Here is a 15,051-nt window from a genome sequence, read left to right on the forward strand (position 1 = left end):
TGGTTTGAGGCCCGACCGGCGTTTCAGGCCTCGAAGCGCATGCGCCGAAGGCGCGAGTCTCGAGGCCCGAACGGCGGGACACCAGGGGGCCTCAACCCCGCGACGCCGAAGGCGGCGCCAAAAACACAGCGCTTTGGCGAGTGAGTTGGCTGTCCTGCTTTGGCGAGTGAGTTGGCTGTCCTGCTTTGGCGAGCGAGCTGGCCGTCCCGCTTTGGCGAGTGAGCTCACCCCCACCCGCACAAGCGCGTTCATATCCAAGCCTCCGCCGTCCAGACCGGTGCCACATTTCTCAGCCGTGGACTGGTGCCCCCGGCCACCCCGGCCAGGCACTGCGGGCATCCTTCTGCTGAAACCCCCGTACAGCAGCGGGCACGGAGGGTCGCCGGTACCTTCCAACGCGTCGGTGAACTCGATTCCGAAGCGCGTATCCAGCCGCCGCGGCCGCCCCCCGGTCGGCAGGTCGCGCGGACGGAATGGTCCGGACCATGGCAGCAGCCGCCACTCCGGCGTCTACCGCACCTTCGCCCCCATCCGGTGCGGATCACCGCCGTCACTCCGGCGCAGCGGGCAACAGTCACCGTCTTCACCGGGTGGGCAACCCCCGCGCCCGCGCGCCGCAGGCCTATCGCACCATGACCCGGTACCTGCGCACCATGACCCGGTACCTGCCCACAGCCGTGTCCAGGTCGATCGGTGATAAGGGAGCGAGGAGAGCGTGTCGGTCTGCGGACGGACACGCTGTGCTCATCGACCCCGCCCGCGGCGAGCGCCTCGTCAGGGCCGCTGTACCCGCCGTCGCGCGTATTCCTCGGCTTCCAGCACCGCCGCCTGCGCCGGCGTAGGTGCCCCGCCCCCCAGCCGAGCCGGAACCCACGGCCGGCCCGCGGGCATCGGGTAGTCCTCCTGCGCGGCCGTCAGCAGTTCGCTCATCCGCCCCCGTAGCGCCGTGGTCACTTCCTCGACCGAGCCCGCGGCGGTCAGTGGTTCACCGATGCGGATGTGGACCGGGAAATTGTGGCGTCCCAATTGTTTCGGGAAACCCTTCGTCCAGATGCGGTGGGCACCCCAGATGGCGAGCGGGATTATCGGCGCCCCCGATTCCAGCGCCATCCGGGCCGCGCCCGATTTGAATTCCTTCAGTTCGAAGCTGCGGCTGATGGTGGCCTCCGGGTAGACCACGACCAGTTCGCCTTCGCGCAGCGATTCGACCGCCCGGCCGAACGATTCCGCGCCGGCCGTCCGGTCGACCCCGATCGCCTTGCAGTGCTTCATCAGGAAACCGACGATGCCGTGTTCGAGTTCCGCTTTCATCATGTATCGCACATTGCGGCCCGATCGGCGCCCCACCACACCGACTTCCATGAAATCCAGATAGGAGGTGTGGTTCACCGCCAGGACCGCGCCGCCGGTGCGTGGGACGTTCTCCTGGCCGCGGATATCGATGCGTACGCCCTGCGCGAAGCACACCGTGTGTACCAGCCCGGCCAGAACGTCGAAAACCGGCTCCCGCGTCATCGCAACTCCTGCTCACTACCGGCGGATATCCGCTCGTCGGTGACCGCCCGCGGTGGAGTGCTATATGTCGGTGTCGTCCCGGCCGGTGAGCTCGGCCCGTTTGCGGGCGGCGCGTTCCGCGACTTCGACGGCGTCCATCGCATCGGCTTCCTCCAGGGTAGGTGCCCCGCCCCCGAGTCGTGCCGGAACCCAGTAGGCGCCGGGTTCGTGCGTGTAGTTCTGTTGCAGTCCGTGCAGCAGTTCCTGCATGGTCGCCTTCAACTCGGCGGTGAGCTCGGCGGCCGGTTCATAGGGTCGGATCGGTTTTCCGACGGCGATGGATATGGGGGTATTGGTGCGGCCCAGTCGTTTCGGATGGCCTTTCGTCCAGACCCGCTGCGCACCCCAGATCGTGATCGGGATGATCGGCACATCTGCCTCGAGTGCCATCCGGGCGGCGCCCGATTTCAGGTCCTTGATCTCGAAGCTGCGGCTGATGGTGGCCTCGGGGTATACGCCGACCAGTTCGCCGCGGCGCAGGTATTCCACAGCGGCTTCGTAGGAGTCGGCGCCCGCGGCCCGGTCCACCGGAATGTGTTTGAGAGCTCGCATGATCGGCCCGGAGATCTTGTTGTCGAAGACCTCGCTCTTGGCCATGAACCGGATATACCGCTTGGGGGTGCGTACCGGCAGGCCCGCGTAGGTGAAGTCCATGTATCCGGTGTGGTTGACCGCCAGGACGGCGCCGCCGGAGGCGGGAATGTTCTCATCGCCGGTGACGGTGAACTTCAGGCCCTCGAGGAAGAAGACGGTCCGGGCCAGCCCGATGATCGTCCGGTAGACGGGTTCCACAATTCAGCTAGCGTAGTCGCTGTCATGATGACCGGCAGCGTCCGGCCCGCCGCGCGCGCCCCGGCCCGCCGGATAACCGGCCTCCGCGGTTCGGTCGCACTTCCGGTGTCACGGCCGAACTCGTATGTACCGCAGGAAAGGTGATCGTCGAAGTGGAACGCGCCCGCCCCGTACCGTTGTGCCGAACCGGCCGTGACACCGGGCGACGTGCCCGGGTTCGCGTGCTCGCCGTGGGGCTCGCCGTATCGGGGGTGCTGCTGGGTACCGGATGTGATTCCGTATCCGGGATCCCGGACGATTCCGGAAGTGCCCCGGCGCAGGATTCCGGGGACCGGGCGACCGGTACGGAGCCGCAGGCCACCTCGGCCGGGGTGCCGTCGTCGGCGCCCGCGCTGCCGCCGATCCCGGCCGACGCGCCCGCCGTCGGTGCGGTGCCCGGTTTCCCCGATGCCGCGCCCGCACTGCAGCGGTTCGCCGCGGATCTGCGGTCCGGCGATATCGCGGCCCTGCAGAGTGCGTGCTGGACCATTCCGCCGCTCACCGTGCAGACCATGTACGCCGATCCCGACGCGGTGTTGAGCGCGCTCGCCCAGCCCGGTACGGCGGTGGACAGCACGCTCACCTGGACCGACGGCGTCACCACGGTCAGTGTCGACGAGCACCGGGTGGCTGCGGGATATGCCTGCGGCCGGGTGTCCGCCGCGGGTGCGGAACCGGTCTACGACGCGGCCGATGCCCGGCACACGGTGCGCCGCTATCTGGCCCGCTCCACCGGGCAGCCGCTGGACGCCGCGGATCTGGAAGACCGGTACCCACTGGTCTGCGCGGCGGACTCGGCGACCTGGGATCCGCAGGCGAGCGGCGCGCCGGTAGTGGCACCCCTGGCGCAGAATCCCGGTACCCTCGACGGGATCACCGGATTCGCCGATCAGCAGATCAGTTCCCAGCCGATGACGACCGGATACATGGCCGTCGCGGTTCCGGTGACGAATGCGTCGGGAATCACGCAGAACCGGACATTTCTACTCGAACAGGGTGACGACGGCTACTGCATCGGGGATATCTCGTCCTGACGCACTACCCTGGAGGGCCGTAAACGGTCAGGAGGAGCGAGCTCGTGCAGATCACCAGCGTCGGACATGCGGGATTCCATATCCGGACCGCGGCCGGTTCGATCCTATGCGACCCCTGGATGAACCCCGCGTACTTCGGATCCTGGTTCCCTTTCCCGGACAACACCCAGCTCGACTGGGAGGATCTGGGCAACTGCGATTTCCTGTATGTGTCGCATCTGCACCGTGATCATTTCGACGCCGCGCATCTGGCGGAGTACGTGAACAAGGACGCGACCGTCCTGCTGCCCGACTATCCGGTCCCGGATCTGCGTCGTGAGCTGGAGAAACTCGGTTTCCACAAATTCTTCGAAACCGAGGATTCGGTCAAACACAAGATCAACGGATCCATGGGGAACGGCGGTGGTGATCCGGACGCCGAACTGCAGATCATGATCGTCGCGCTGCGTGCTCCCGCCGACGGCCCGATCGGTGATTCCGGATTGATCGTCTCCGACGGTGAAACCACCTGTTTCAATATGAACGACGCGCGGCCCGTCGATATGGATGTCCTGCACGAAGCGTTCGGCAGGATAGATATTCATCTGCTGCAGTACTCGGGCGCCATCTGGTATCCGATGGTCTACGACATCCCGGCCCGTACGAAATCGAATTTCGGTAAACAGAAGCGGCAGCGTGGAATGGACCGGGCCCGCAGCTATATCGAGCAGGTCGGCGCCACCTGGGTGGTGCCGTCCGCCGGTCCGCCGGTTTTCCTCGACGACGAACTGCGCTATCTCAACGACGACCACGGCGACGAAGGCAATATCTTCCCCGATCAGATGGTCTTCCTCGAGCAGATGCGCGAGCACGGGCACGATCGCGGACTGCTGATGGTCCCGGGTTCGACGGCCGATGTGCACGGCGGCGACCTCGAACTCGATCACCCCTACGATCCCGACACCATCTGGAACGACAAAGCCGCCTATATCGAGAAGATGGCGCAGCGGCTGGCGCCGGTGCTGGTGGCGGAGAAGAAGACCTGGGCGTCCGCGGAGGGTGAACCACTGCTGGAACCGCTGCGGGCGCTGTTCGAGCCGATCATGGCGCAGAGCGATCTGATCTGCGACGGGATCGGCTACCCGGTGGGCCTGGTCATGGGCGAGGAGACCGTGGTCCTGGACTTCCCGAAACGCACTGTTCGCGCACCGCAGGAGGGTGAGGGCAGGTACCGCTACGGATTCCGGATCGCGCCCGAGCTCGTGCGTACGGTGCTGCGCGATCAGGAGCCCGACTGGGTCAATACGATCTTCCTGTCCACCCGGTTCCAGGCGTGGCGTATCGGTGGGTACAACGAGTATCTGTACACCTTCTTCAAATGCCTCACCGATGAGCGGATCGCCTACGCCGACGGCTGGTTCTCCGAGGCACACGACGATTCGGCGTCGGTGGAGGTGGCCGGCTGGGAGATCCAGCGCCGCTGCCCGCACCTGAAGGCCGATCTGTCGAAATTCGGTGTGGTGGACGGCAACACGCTGACCTGCAATCTGCACGGCTGGCAGTGGGATCTGGAATCGGGCCGCTGCAAGACCTCCAAGGGCCACGAATTGCGGTCGCGGAAGGTCGCCGAACCGGCGGGGTAGTGCTGGCGGTGTAGTGGATCGGCTGCCGGCCGGTAACAGTGGCGGTCCACTGTGCTGTGGGGTGACTCTTCCTGTCCACACGCAGCACCGCACCGCCCTTGTCCCGGCTGACTCTCCTCGACAACTGGTACCACAATTCGGTACCATTCCAGTGCGACACGGGGAAGGAGACGCCGATGACCAGCATGTCCGCGAGTGAAGCGCGTGCCAACCTGTATCCGCTGATCGAACAGGTCAACGACGACGCCGTCGCTGTTCATATCACCAGCCGCAAGGGCAACGCCGTACTGATATCCGAAGACGAGTACAACTCTCTTCGCGAAACTCTTTATCTGATGCGTTCCCCCGTCAACGCCGCGCGGTTGGCACAGGGTATCGCCCAGCTCGAAGCCGGCGATTCCGTCGAGGTGGATATGGAACAGCTCGTCGAAGACTTCGAATGAAGGTCACCTTCGCGAAGGTCGCATTCGAAGACCTCGAGCACTGGATCTCCACCGATCGGAAAATGGCGCTCCGGGGCATGCGTCTGATCAGCGATATCGATCGTGATCCGTTTGCCGGGCTGGGTAAACCCGAGCCTTTGAAGGGCGACAAGTCCGGGTACTGGTCGCGCCGGATCAACGACGAGCACCGACTGGTCTACGCGGTCGCCGGAGAAAACATCCTCATCGCGCAGGCCCGCTACCACTACTGATTCGAGTACGGGCCGGCCTGCGGTGAGGTCGGTATTCGTGATTCCGCGAACCCCGTCGGCCCGGCCCCGGTGGCCTGGGATTTCTTTCTCGATCCCACCACCGATGGTTGATCCGTAAACCACCGCGTCTTCGGGGCGATATGCGGCGGCGGTAGAGTCTGCGCATGGCTTCGCGCATCATCCGGATCGCCACCCGCTCCAGCCCGATGGCGGTGGCCCAAGCCGAGCAGGTGGCTGCCGGTATCGCCGGATTCGGAATGGAAACCGAGCTGGTGAAGGTGACCTCCGCCGGCGACCGCTGGATGGGGGATCTGGCGAAACTGGGCGGTAAGGGTGCTTTCGTCAAGGAGATCGACGACGCGCTACTCGACGATCGGGCCGATCTGGCGGTGCACTGCCTGAAGGATATCCCCGGCGATATCCCGATTCCGGACGGTATCGCGTTCGCCGGTTTCCCGGCGCGCGACGATGTGCGTGACGCGATCATCACCAAGAACGGCCGCCCGCTGGCCGAGCAACCGGCCGGGACCGTGGTCGGCACCAGTTCGGTGCGGCGGGCCGCGCAACTGCGTCTGCACTATCCCGGGCTGGTGATGAAACCGCTGCGCGGGAATATGAACACCCGGCTGCAACGCCTCGAGGACGGGTACTGCGATGTGCTGATCGCGGCGGTCTCGGGGATGTACCGGATCGGGCGCGAGGACCGGATCACCGAGATCCTGCCGGTCGAGGTCATGTGCCCGCCGATCGGCGCCGGGGTGCTCACGCTCGCCTGCCGGGCCGGCGACGACGAGGTCCGCGAGCTCGCGGGCCGCCTCGACCATGCCGAAACCCGTCGGGTCGCCGATGCCGAACGCGCCATGCTGCACGCTCTGCAGGGACACTGCAACTCACCGATCGCCGGTGTCTGCGTGATCGAACCGACCGGCCGGCTCTCGTTGCGCGGCAAGGTGTTCGACCTCGACGGCACCCAGTGGCTGGACGCGCACCACTGGGGCGTACCCGAAGATCCGCAGGCACTGGGCTTCTTCGTGGGCGCCGATCTGCTGCGCCAGGGCGCCCGGGCGATCATCGACTCCATCCCGCACTGAGTTTCACCACCGCAGCGAATTCCGGTAAGCCGGGCACCGACGATGGGGGCAGCCGTATGCCCGCCCCCATCGCCCGGATGTCCTCGCCGCTTCAGGCCGCCGGGCTACCCGGTCCGTTGTAGCCCGCCGATTCGATCAGCTCCCGCAGCCGAGCCGTGAACGCTTCGGCGTCCCAGCCCATCTTGTGCAGGACCTGTGTCGGTATCGCGGCCGCGTCACCGAGGATGGCGAGCTGGAGATGCTCGGCACCCACCGCGCGCTGGCCCGAGTCCCGGGCGATGGCCTCGGCCGCCGCCAGCAGGTTTCGTAAGCGCGGGTTGTAGGGCAGGTCGTCTTCGGATTCGGTCAACGTGCGGCCTTCCATCGTGCGAGCGAACTCTCCGCCGGTGCGTTTCACCTGGCCATGCGCATGATCTCCGCCCACGCCCAGTATGGGTCACCGAAGATCGGGTCGTAGAACTTGCAGACGAACAAGCGTTTCTTGCCGTCGACAATGGTGGTCGCCCCCTGTCCGTCATGGAACTGATTGCATTCCATCCGCGGTTTCCCGTCCGGCCCCGCCTCCACCTCCGGATAGCCGCCTGTCGCCTGGAACGGGTGTGCTCCGATCGGCGGACCGGCATTCGCCGGTGCCGAATCGGTCGCGACGCTTCCCATGAACAGTGCGAAGAATGTCAGGGCGACCGCCCCGACCGCTTTGTTCACAGTCGCTACAGAAATAGTGGTCATGAACGATCCCTCCCGAAGAGCTGTCCCGGAATTCGGGTACACACACTTGGATGGGAGGTGTGCGCTGCCGGTTCCGCCGACCGGAAAGGCTTCGGTCGACACCCCTTTCGGATGGGGTGCGAGATATCAGCTGGGATCCGACCCACGGATCGCGCTGAGCCAGATCCCGGCCGCGGCGGCCACGCACAGCGCCCCGGTGAACGCCGCGGTGCCGCCGTCCATCACATACACCCACAGCAGCCCCGCGAACGGTGCCGCGACCACGGACTGGGCGTCCAGCAACAATCGGCGGGTGATCTTCGTGGCGGTGGCCGCCCGGGCTCCGGCTGCGGGATCCACCCGCGTCGGGTTGTCGACCAGCCGGCCCGGTGGTTCGTTCTCCCGGGCCCGGCCGGACGGGAGCGCGCGGAATTCGTCGGCTGCTCCGTCCGGTGTTTCGGGGCTCGGATCCTGTCGCAACACGATCTCCCGCTCGCCGAGCCGGGCGGTTCCACCGGTGAACCCGATCAGCTCCGGCGTGAAATACACCGGGAGCCAGCGCCGGTCGCCGCCGTTGCGCAACTCCAGCCATGACCGGCTGAGCAGCTGATGTTCCTGCCGCACCCGTCGTACCGCGACCGACTCCGCCCCATCTGCCCGGTGCGGCAGTATGGCCAGCGCCACCGCGAACCGGTATCCGCTGTACCCGATGACGCCGATCCCGATCACCGCCAGCGCGCTGAGCTGGTCCGGATCGGCGAACGGCGCCCACGCGGTGAGTACCGCGAGGGCGCCGATGGTCACGCACAGCGGATAGGCCAGGGGGTGGCCTATCCGGGATCTCACTTCAGGAAACCGATTTTCGTGTAGTCCAGCGAAGCCAGCCCCGCGGCACCGTAGTTGGCGAGATTGTCGCGGACCCCCACATTGCCGGCCGACTGCACCAGCGGAATCGAATGGCCCTCGGCCCAGACCGCCCGGTCGACCTGGTTGGCCAGTTCGATGGCCTTCTGCGGATCGAGTTCGGTCAGCGTCTTCTCGATGAGGTCGTTGAGCTCCGGCGAACCGATCCGGCCGTAGTTGCCCTGCAGATTGTCCGGGTAGTAACCCCAGATCTGCGGGATGCTGCTCAGCGGGAACGCGTCACCCATCCAGACCCACTGGCCGACATCGAAATTACCTGGCTGGATATTGTCGGTGAAGAAGCCGCTGCCGGGTTTGGTCTCGATACTGAGTTCGATCCCCACCTGCCGCAGGTTCTGCTGGATGATCTGCGCGACCTGGACCCAGGTCTGGTCGTTGTACATGACATCGCGGATCACCAGTTTGCGGCCGTCCTTCTCCCGGACGTCGCCGTTCAGTTTCCAGCCCAGCGCGTCGAGTTCCTGCGCGGCGGCCTCGGGATCGAAGGGCAGGCTGTTGTCCTGATAGCCCTTCTGGCCCTGGATGAAGATGTGGTTGTTCAGCGGTTTCGGATCCGTCACCAGGCCGTTCTGCATGGCCTTGGCGATACCGGCCCGGTCGATCGCCTTGATGATCGCGACCCGCAGCTTCGGGTCCTCCAGCAGCGAACCCGGGGCACCGTTGAAGGTCAGATGCGACCAGCTGTTACCGGGTGCGCGCCGGATCGCCACACCGGGCGTTTTGCGGGCGGTCTGCATATCGTCGCGGGTCGCCAGGCCGATCGCGTCGATCTCGTTGTTGGCCAGTGCCGGCACCATGGCCTCGCTGGACAACACGCTGAAGGTGATGGTGTCGAGCTTCGGGGTGGCGCCCCACCATTTCGGGTTGCGGCCCAGCGTGATCCGGCCCTGCCCCCGGTCGGTGGACTGGATGACGAACGGTCCCGAGGTCTTTCCGGGCGCGTTGCGCCAGCCCTCGTTGAACGCCTCCGGTGTCGCGGTGGCCTCTTTGGGCATCAGCATGGAGTTGCCGGAGAACTGCCCGGCCCAGTCCGCGTAATGGCTTTTGAAGGTGATGACCGCCTGGCGATCGTCGGTGCCGCGTTCGACCTTCTCGATCCGGTCGAATCCGTTGGTGTTCCCGATGAGGAACCGCGGATCCCTCCCGCTGAGCGCGTTGGCCTGCGACGAGATGTCCTCCCAGGTGATGGGGGAGCCGTCGGACCATACCGCTTTCGGGTTGATGGTGTAGGTGACCTGCTGGGGCTCGGTGCTGGTCAGTTCGACACCGGTGAAGAAATCGGTGTTCACCGAGATCTCGCCGGCCGCGTCGGTGGCGAACGCGCGCGGCATCATCGGGCGCATGATGCCCGCCGATTCGCCGTCGCTGTCGATCTGCATCGGGTTCCAGTGCTCCGGATACGACGTCGTCGCCAGTCGAAGGTTGCCGCCGTCGCGCAGTTCGCTCACATCGTGCGGGTTGATATCGTTGACCGTGCCCAGTTCGGCGACCGAACCCTCGGGTGCGCCCGAGTCGTTCGCGCCGCATCCGGCCGCGAGCAACGCGACGGTGCACAGCGGCACCGCCAGCCGTACCCCCAGTGATCGAATCCTCATGGCCGATACATCCTTCCTGCCGGTGGAACCCCGAACACGTCTGTCAACCCTCTACCACGGGTACGGGCACGGCATCGATCAGTGATCGTGTGTATTCGTGTCCCGGCGCACCGAAGATCTGTTCCGCCGGTCCCGCTTCGACGATCTTGCCCCGGTACATCACCGCGATATCGTGGGCCAGGTTGCGCACCACCGACAGATCGTGGGAGACGAAGAGGTAGGACAGTCCGCGTTCGGCCTGTAGATCGCGCAGCAGATTCAGCACGCCCGCCTGGATGGAGACGTCCAGCGACGAGACGGGCTCGTCGAGCACCAGCAGTTCCGGGTCGAGAGCCAGCGCCCGGGCGATACAGATGCGCTGTTTCTGACCGCCGGAGAAATCTCCCGGATAGCGGTCGGCGTGTTCCGGGCGCAACCCGACCTGCCGCAACAGATCCGGCACCCGCTGTTCGATCTCGGATTTCGGCCGCTTCGCGATCCGCATGGGCTGGGAGACGATATCGGATACCGGTAGCCGCGGATCGAGCGAGGCCGTGGGGTCCTGGAAGACGATCTGCAGTTTGCGGCGCAGGTCGCGCCGTTGCGCGCCGTTGAGCGTCGCGGTGTCCCGGCCCATGATCTCGATGGTCCCCGACTGCGGTTTCACCATGTCCATGATCTGGGTGAGCGTGGTGGATTTACCCGATCCGGATTCACCGACCAGTGCCAGCGTTCGTCCGGCCCGGACCTCGAAACTGATCCCGTCCACCGCGCGGACCTCGCCCTTGCGACGTCGCAGGATCACCCCGGAGGTGATGGGGAAGGTTTTGACCAGATCGGTCACCTTCAGCACCGGCTCGGTATCGGTCTCCGGTGCGGTCTCCGGTTCGCCGATCTCCCGGCGGTAGGCCTCGAACAGTGCCGCCGAATCGACCTCTCCGGTGCGGATGCAGGCCGCGTCGTGGCCCGGAACGGTTTCGGTCAGCGGCGGTTCTACGGACCGGCAGTCCTCGATCGCGACCGGGCACCGCGGGGCGAACGAACACCCCGCCGGCAGCGCGTGCATCGCCGGCGGCGCACCGACGATGGGGATGAGCGGAGCGCGCGCCGGGCCGTCCATCCGCGGGATCGAACCGAGCAGACCCACGGTGTAGGGCATCCGCGGGCTCCGGAAAACCTGTGCGGTACCGGCGGTTTCCACGACCCTGCCCGCGTACATCACGGCCACGCGATCGGCGAGTGTCGCCGCGATGCCCATATCGTGGGTGATCATGACGACGCCCGCGCCGGTGATATCGCGCGCCTTGCGCAGCAGGTTCAGGATCTGCTTCTGCACCGTCACATCGAGGGCGGTGGTGGGTTCGTCGCAGATGATGAGCGCCGGATCGTTGGCGATGGCCATGGCGATGACCACGCGCTGGCGCATACCCCCGGAGAATTCGTGCGGAAAGGCTCTGGCGCGCAGTTCCGGGTCGGGGATACCGACCAGGTCCAGCAGTTCGACCGCCCGTTTCGACGCTTCGGTCTTGTTCAGGTTCCCGTGTGCGAGCAGCGCTTCGGCGACCTGGTCGCCCACCCGGTACACGGGGGTGAGCGCCGAGAGCGGATCCTGGAACACCATGCTCACCGCGCTTCCGCGCAGTTTCGACAACTCCTTGTCGCCCAGACCCAGCAGTTCGCGACCCCGCAACCGGATCGAACCGCTGACCCTGGCCTGATCGGGCAGCAGGCCCATCACCGCCAGGGAGGACACCGATTTCCCGGATCCGGATTCGCCGACGATCGCCAGTACCTCGCCGTCGGCGACGGAGTAGTTCACCCCGCGCACCGCGTCGACCCGGCCTTCCTCGCTGGGGAAGGAGACGTGCAGATCCGATACTTCCAGCAGGGGAGCCCGCCCCTGGCCGGGATCGGGATCGTCGGGGCCGGTCCGGTCCGCTTGCACTGTGGTGGTCTCTCCGGTCATGTCCGTGCTTCCTCCGCCCGCCGCGACTGTTCCGCACGCGCGGCGCGCCGCGCCTTGCGGGACGGCCGGGACCGGGCGCGTTTCGCACCCGGATCGAACGCGTCGCGCAGACCGTCACCGACCAGGTTCGCGCAGAGCACGGTGATGATCAGCAGACCGCCCGCGAAGAGGAACAGCCACGGGTAGGTCATGGCGGAACTGGTGCCGCCGGCGATCAAAGACCCGAGCGAGACATCCGGCGGCTGGACGCCGAATCCGAGGAAGCTCAGCCCGGTTTCGGCCATGATCGAGGCACCGACGGTGAGCGTGGTGTCGATGATCAGGATCGAGGCGATATTCGGCACGATATGGGTGAGGATGATCGTCCGGGTGGGGGCGCCCATATAGCGCGCGGCGCGGACGAATTCGCGTTCCCGCAGGCTCATGGTCAGCCCGCGGACGATCCGCGCGCTGATCATCCAGCCGAACACGCTGAGCAGGATGATCAACAGCACGATCGAACTACTGCCCTTGGTGCGCGGCGCGAACAGGGCCACGATGATGAAACTCGGGACCACCAGCAGCAGATCGACCACCCACATGATGGTCCGGTCGGTCCAGCCGCCGAGCAGCCCGGCCACGGCACCGGTCAGCGCCGCGATGGTCGTGGAGAACAGTGCCACGCACAAACCGATGATCAGCGATTTCTGCAGGCCGCGCAGTGTTTGCGCGAGTACGTCCTGGCCGATCTCGGTGGTGCCGAAGGGATGCTGGGGGCTGGGCGGTTCGAGCAGTGCCGTGTAGTCCAGCTCCTGGTAGTCGTAGGGCAGGAAGGACGGCAGGACGAAACTGGCCAGGAACATCAGGATCAGGACAGCTGTCCCGGCCAGGGCGGGTTTGTTGCGCAGGAAGCGGCGCAGGATCAGTTTGCGCCGGCCGGACGCGGCGGGTTCGGGCGCGCCCTGGACGAGGATCTCGGTTTCGTTGATACTCACGCTGTGCCCTCGGTGGATTCGGGAGAATCTCGGTGGCCACGGATACCGCTCATGCTGTGTTCTCCGCTCATGCCACACGCACCCGTGGGTCGAGAACCGCGTAGACGATATCGGAGAGCAGGCCCGATACCAGCACCACCAGACCGGCGAACGCGGTGACGGTGGCGACCACGTAGATGTCCTGGGCATTGATCGAGTCGACCAGCCATTCCCCGACACCGTGCCAGCCGAAGATCTTCTCGGTGAAGGTCGCGCCGGTGATCAGCCCGCCCAGGCTGTAGGCGAACAGGGTGGCCATCGGGATGAGGGCGGTACGCAGACCGTGTTTGTACAGCGCCCGGTTCCGGGTCAGGCCCTTGGCCCGGGCGGTCCGGATGAAATCGCTCTGCAGCACGTCGAGCATCGCATTGCGCTGGTAGCGGCTGTATCCGGCCATACCGCCCAGGGCGAGGGTCAGGGTGGGCAGGACCAGATGCTGCAGGCGGTCGAGCAGTTGCGCGCCGAACCCTTCGACACTGGTCGCCGACGTCTCACCGGTATAGAGGAAGATCTGCTGCCCGGTCGCCGAGTTGATCTCGAGCGCACCGAATTTCAGCAGCGTCGCCAGCAGGAACACCGGAGTGGACAGGATCAGCAACGATACGACCGTCGTGAAATAGTCACTGAATCTGTACTGGCGGATGGCCCCGGCCGCGCCGATCAGTACGCCCAGGACGGTGCCGATGATCGAACCGAGGATCAGCAACCGCAAACTGACCGCGACCCGTCTGCCCAGTTCCTCGCTCACCGGCTGCCCGCCGAGGGTCTCGCCGAAATCGCCGTGCACCACACCCGTCATCCAGGTGACGTAGCGCTGCGGAATCGGCTCGTCCAGATGCAGTTGCTCGGCCTTGGCGTCGATCACCGACTGCGGCGGTCGCGGATTGCGCTGTTCCAGGCTGTCCAACGGCCGGAAGGTCAGCGAAGCGAGGCTGAAGGTGAGAAAGGACGCCAAGAGCAGCAGCACGACGTAATTGAGCGTCCGTCGTAGCAGAAAGCCGGCCATCATTCCCCTCGATATCAGGTGTAGCCCCTGATCATAGGGAGCCATCCCGCTGGATGCGCGACGGACGGTCAGCTGCGTGTTCACCCCGCGAACGGGTACGCCCGCCGGAGGCGCACAGCCGACCCAGCAGAATGGCACAGGTGAGCGCAACGCGGCAGACCCGACCGGAACTGGTGGCCTCCGATGTGGACGGCACCCTGCTCGATCCCTACGAGCGGGTTACCCTGCGTACCCGGGCGGTGGTGCGGGAGCTGGTCGCCGACGGAGTGCCGTTCGTGCTGGCCACCGGGCGCCCGCCGCGCTGGATCGCCCCGGTCGTGGCCGGTCTCGGGATCGCGCCGCTGTGCGTCTGCGGAAACGGTGCCGTGCTCTACGACGCCGAACACGACAAGGTGCTCGGGACCACCACACTGGATATCGAAACGCTGGCCTGGGTCGCCGATATCGCCGAGAAGGTACTGCCCGGTTGTGGCCTGGCGGCCGAACGGGTCGGTGCCAGCGCGCACGATGCGGCAACTCCGCAGTTCGTCAGTTCACCCCAGTACGAGCATGCCTGGCTGAACCCCGACGACACCGCCGTGGCCCGCGACGAGGTGATCGACACCCCGGCGATCAAAATGCTGATCCGGCTGCCGGGTGCCCGCAGCGGCGATATGGCGGTGACCCTCGCTTCGCATATCGGCGACCGCGCGGATATCACCTACTCCACCGAACAGGGCCTCATCGAGATCTCCGCGCCCGGTGTCACCAAAGCACAGGGGTTGCGGATCCTCGGCGCGCGGCTGGGCGTCGCCCCCGGGAACATGGTCGCCTTCGGCGATATGCCCAACGACATCCCGATGTTGCGCTTGGCCGGACTGGGGGTCGCGATGGGGCACGCCCACCCGGACGCCCTCGCGGCCGCCGACGAGATCACCGGGACCAACAGTGAGGACGGAGTGGCGCAGGTGCTGGAACGCTGGTGGCCGCGGACGGACCGGGCGTCGGGGACACGATAGCGACGGACCGGGCTCCCCGGGATCGCCGGTAGGACA

The 15,051-nt window shown here is 66.1% G+C and carries 15 protein-coding genes; 6 read left to right on the plus strand and 9 right to left on the minus strand.

What is annotated here, in order from left to right:
* Nucleotides 1-774: 774 nt before the first annotated feature.
* Nucleotides 775-1,515, minus strand: coding sequence for a lysophospholipid acyltransferase family protein (locus ACWEWT_RS34905; protein WP_452565158.1), 741 nt, complete (start codon nucleotides 1,513-1,515; stop codon nucleotides 775-777).
* Nucleotides 1,516-1,575: 60 nt separating this feature from the next.
* Entirely contained in the window at nucleotides 1,576-2,346 is a 771-nt protein-coding gene (locus ACWEWT_RS34910) for a lysophospholipid acyltransferase family protein (RefSeq protein WP_452565160.1), read from the minus strand.
* Nucleotides 2,347-2,486: 140 nt separating this feature from the next.
* Between ACWEWT_RS34910 and ACWEWT_RS34915 the strand changes: the two genes are divergently transcribed.
* The 5 genes from ACWEWT_RS34915 (at nucleotide 2,487) to hemC (ending at nucleotide 6,826) form a co-directional block, all read left to right on the plus strand.
* Nucleotides 2,487-3,419 carry a hypothetical protein gene (locus ACWEWT_RS34915; protein ID WP_452565162.1) on the plus strand — a complete coding sequence of 311 codons (933 nt, stop codon included), beginning with the start codon at nucleotides 2,487-2,489 and terminating at the stop codon, nucleotides 3,417-3,419.
* A 44-nt stretch (nucleotides 3,420-3,463) separates the two neighbouring features.
* A complete protein-coding gene (locus ACWEWT_RS34920; protein ID WP_452565164.1) occupies nucleotides 3,464-5,041 on the plus strand; it encodes a Rieske 2Fe-2S domain-containing protein in 1,578 nt (525 codons plus the stop codon).
* A 176-nt stretch (nucleotides 5,042-5,217) separates the two neighbouring features.
* Nucleotides 5,218-5,484, plus strand: coding sequence for a type II toxin-antitoxin system Phd/YefM family antitoxin (locus ACWEWT_RS34925; protein WP_452565166.1), 267 nt, complete (start codon nucleotides 5,218-5,220; stop codon nucleotides 5,482-5,484).
* Entirely contained in the window at nucleotides 5,481-5,735 is a 255-nt protein-coding gene (locus ACWEWT_RS34930; protein ID WP_452565168.1) for a Txe/YoeB family addiction module toxin, read from the plus strand. Before ACWEWT_RS34925 ends, ACWEWT_RS34930 begins: the two co-directional genes overlap by 4 nt.
* A gap of 164 nt (nucleotides 5,736-5,899) precedes the next feature.
* Nucleotides 5,900-6,826, plus strand: coding sequence for a hydroxymethylbilane synthase (hemC, locus tag ACWEWT_RS34935; RefSeq protein WP_452565169.1), 927 nt, complete (start codon nucleotides 5,900-5,902; stop codon nucleotides 6,824-6,826).
* Between the two features lie 91 nt (nucleotides 6,827-6,917).
* On the opposite strand, the gene ACWEWT_RS34940 is transcribed toward hemC, so the two are convergent.
* From ACWEWT_RS34940 to ACWEWT_RS34970, 7 genes are all read right to left on the minus strand, one after another.
* Complete coding sequence (locus ACWEWT_RS34940; RefSeq protein WP_452565171.1) at nucleotides 6,918-7,175, minus strand: Clp protease N-terminal domain-containing protein; 258 nt, start codon at nucleotides 7,173-7,175, stop codon at nucleotides 6,918-6,920.
* Between the two features lie 44 nt (nucleotides 7,176-7,219).
* Nucleotides 7,220-7,555: a hypothetical protein gene (locus ACWEWT_RS34945; RefSeq protein WP_452565173.1), complete on the minus strand. Its 336-nt coding sequence runs from the start codon at nucleotides 7,553-7,555 to the stop codon at nucleotides 7,220-7,222.
* A gap of 126 nt (nucleotides 7,556-7,681) precedes the next feature.
* Nucleotides 7,682-8,380 carry a hypothetical protein gene (locus tag ACWEWT_RS34950; RefSeq protein ID WP_452565175.1) on the minus strand — a complete coding sequence of 233 codons (699 nt, stop codon included), beginning with the start codon at nucleotides 8,378-8,380 and terminating at the stop codon, nucleotides 7,682-7,684.
* The gene (locus ACWEWT_RS34955; RefSeq protein ID WP_452565177.1) at nucleotides 8,377-10,053 is read right to left on the minus strand and encodes an ABC transporter family substrate-binding protein; all 1,677 of its coding nucleotides are present in this window, start codon (nucleotides 10,051-10,053) and stop codon (nucleotides 8,377-8,379) included. The genes ACWEWT_RS34950 and ACWEWT_RS34955 overlap by 4 nt, the downstream gene beginning before the upstream one ends.
* 43 nt (nucleotides 10,054-10,096) lie before the next feature.
* Nucleotides 10,097-11,998, minus strand: coding sequence for an ABC transporter ATP-binding protein (locus tag ACWEWT_RS34960; RefSeq protein WP_452565178.1), 1,902 nt, complete (start codon nucleotides 11,996-11,998; stop codon nucleotides 10,097-10,099).
* Complete coding sequence (locus ACWEWT_RS34965) at nucleotides 11,995-12,966, minus strand: ABC transporter permease (protein ID WP_452565193.1); 972 nt, start codon at nucleotides 12,964-12,966, stop codon at nucleotides 11,995-11,997. Before ACWEWT_RS34965 ends, ACWEWT_RS34960 begins: the two co-directional genes overlap by 4 nt.
* A gap of 73 nt (nucleotides 12,967-13,039) precedes the next feature.
* Entirely contained in the window at nucleotides 13,040-14,017 is a 978-nt protein-coding gene (locus ACWEWT_RS34970; protein WP_452565179.1) for an ABC transporter permease, read from the minus strand.
* A gap of 131 nt (nucleotides 14,018-14,148) precedes the next feature.
* Here ACWEWT_RS34970 and ACWEWT_RS34975 point away from each other — a divergent pair, with 131 nt between their 5' ends.
* Entirely contained in the window at nucleotides 14,149-15,015 is an 867-nt protein-coding gene (locus ACWEWT_RS34975; protein WP_452565180.1) for an HAD family hydrolase, read from the plus strand.
* Nucleotides 15,016-15,051 lie beyond the last annotated feature (36 nt).

This window comes from Nocardia sp. NPDC003963 (genome assembly GCF_053605105.1).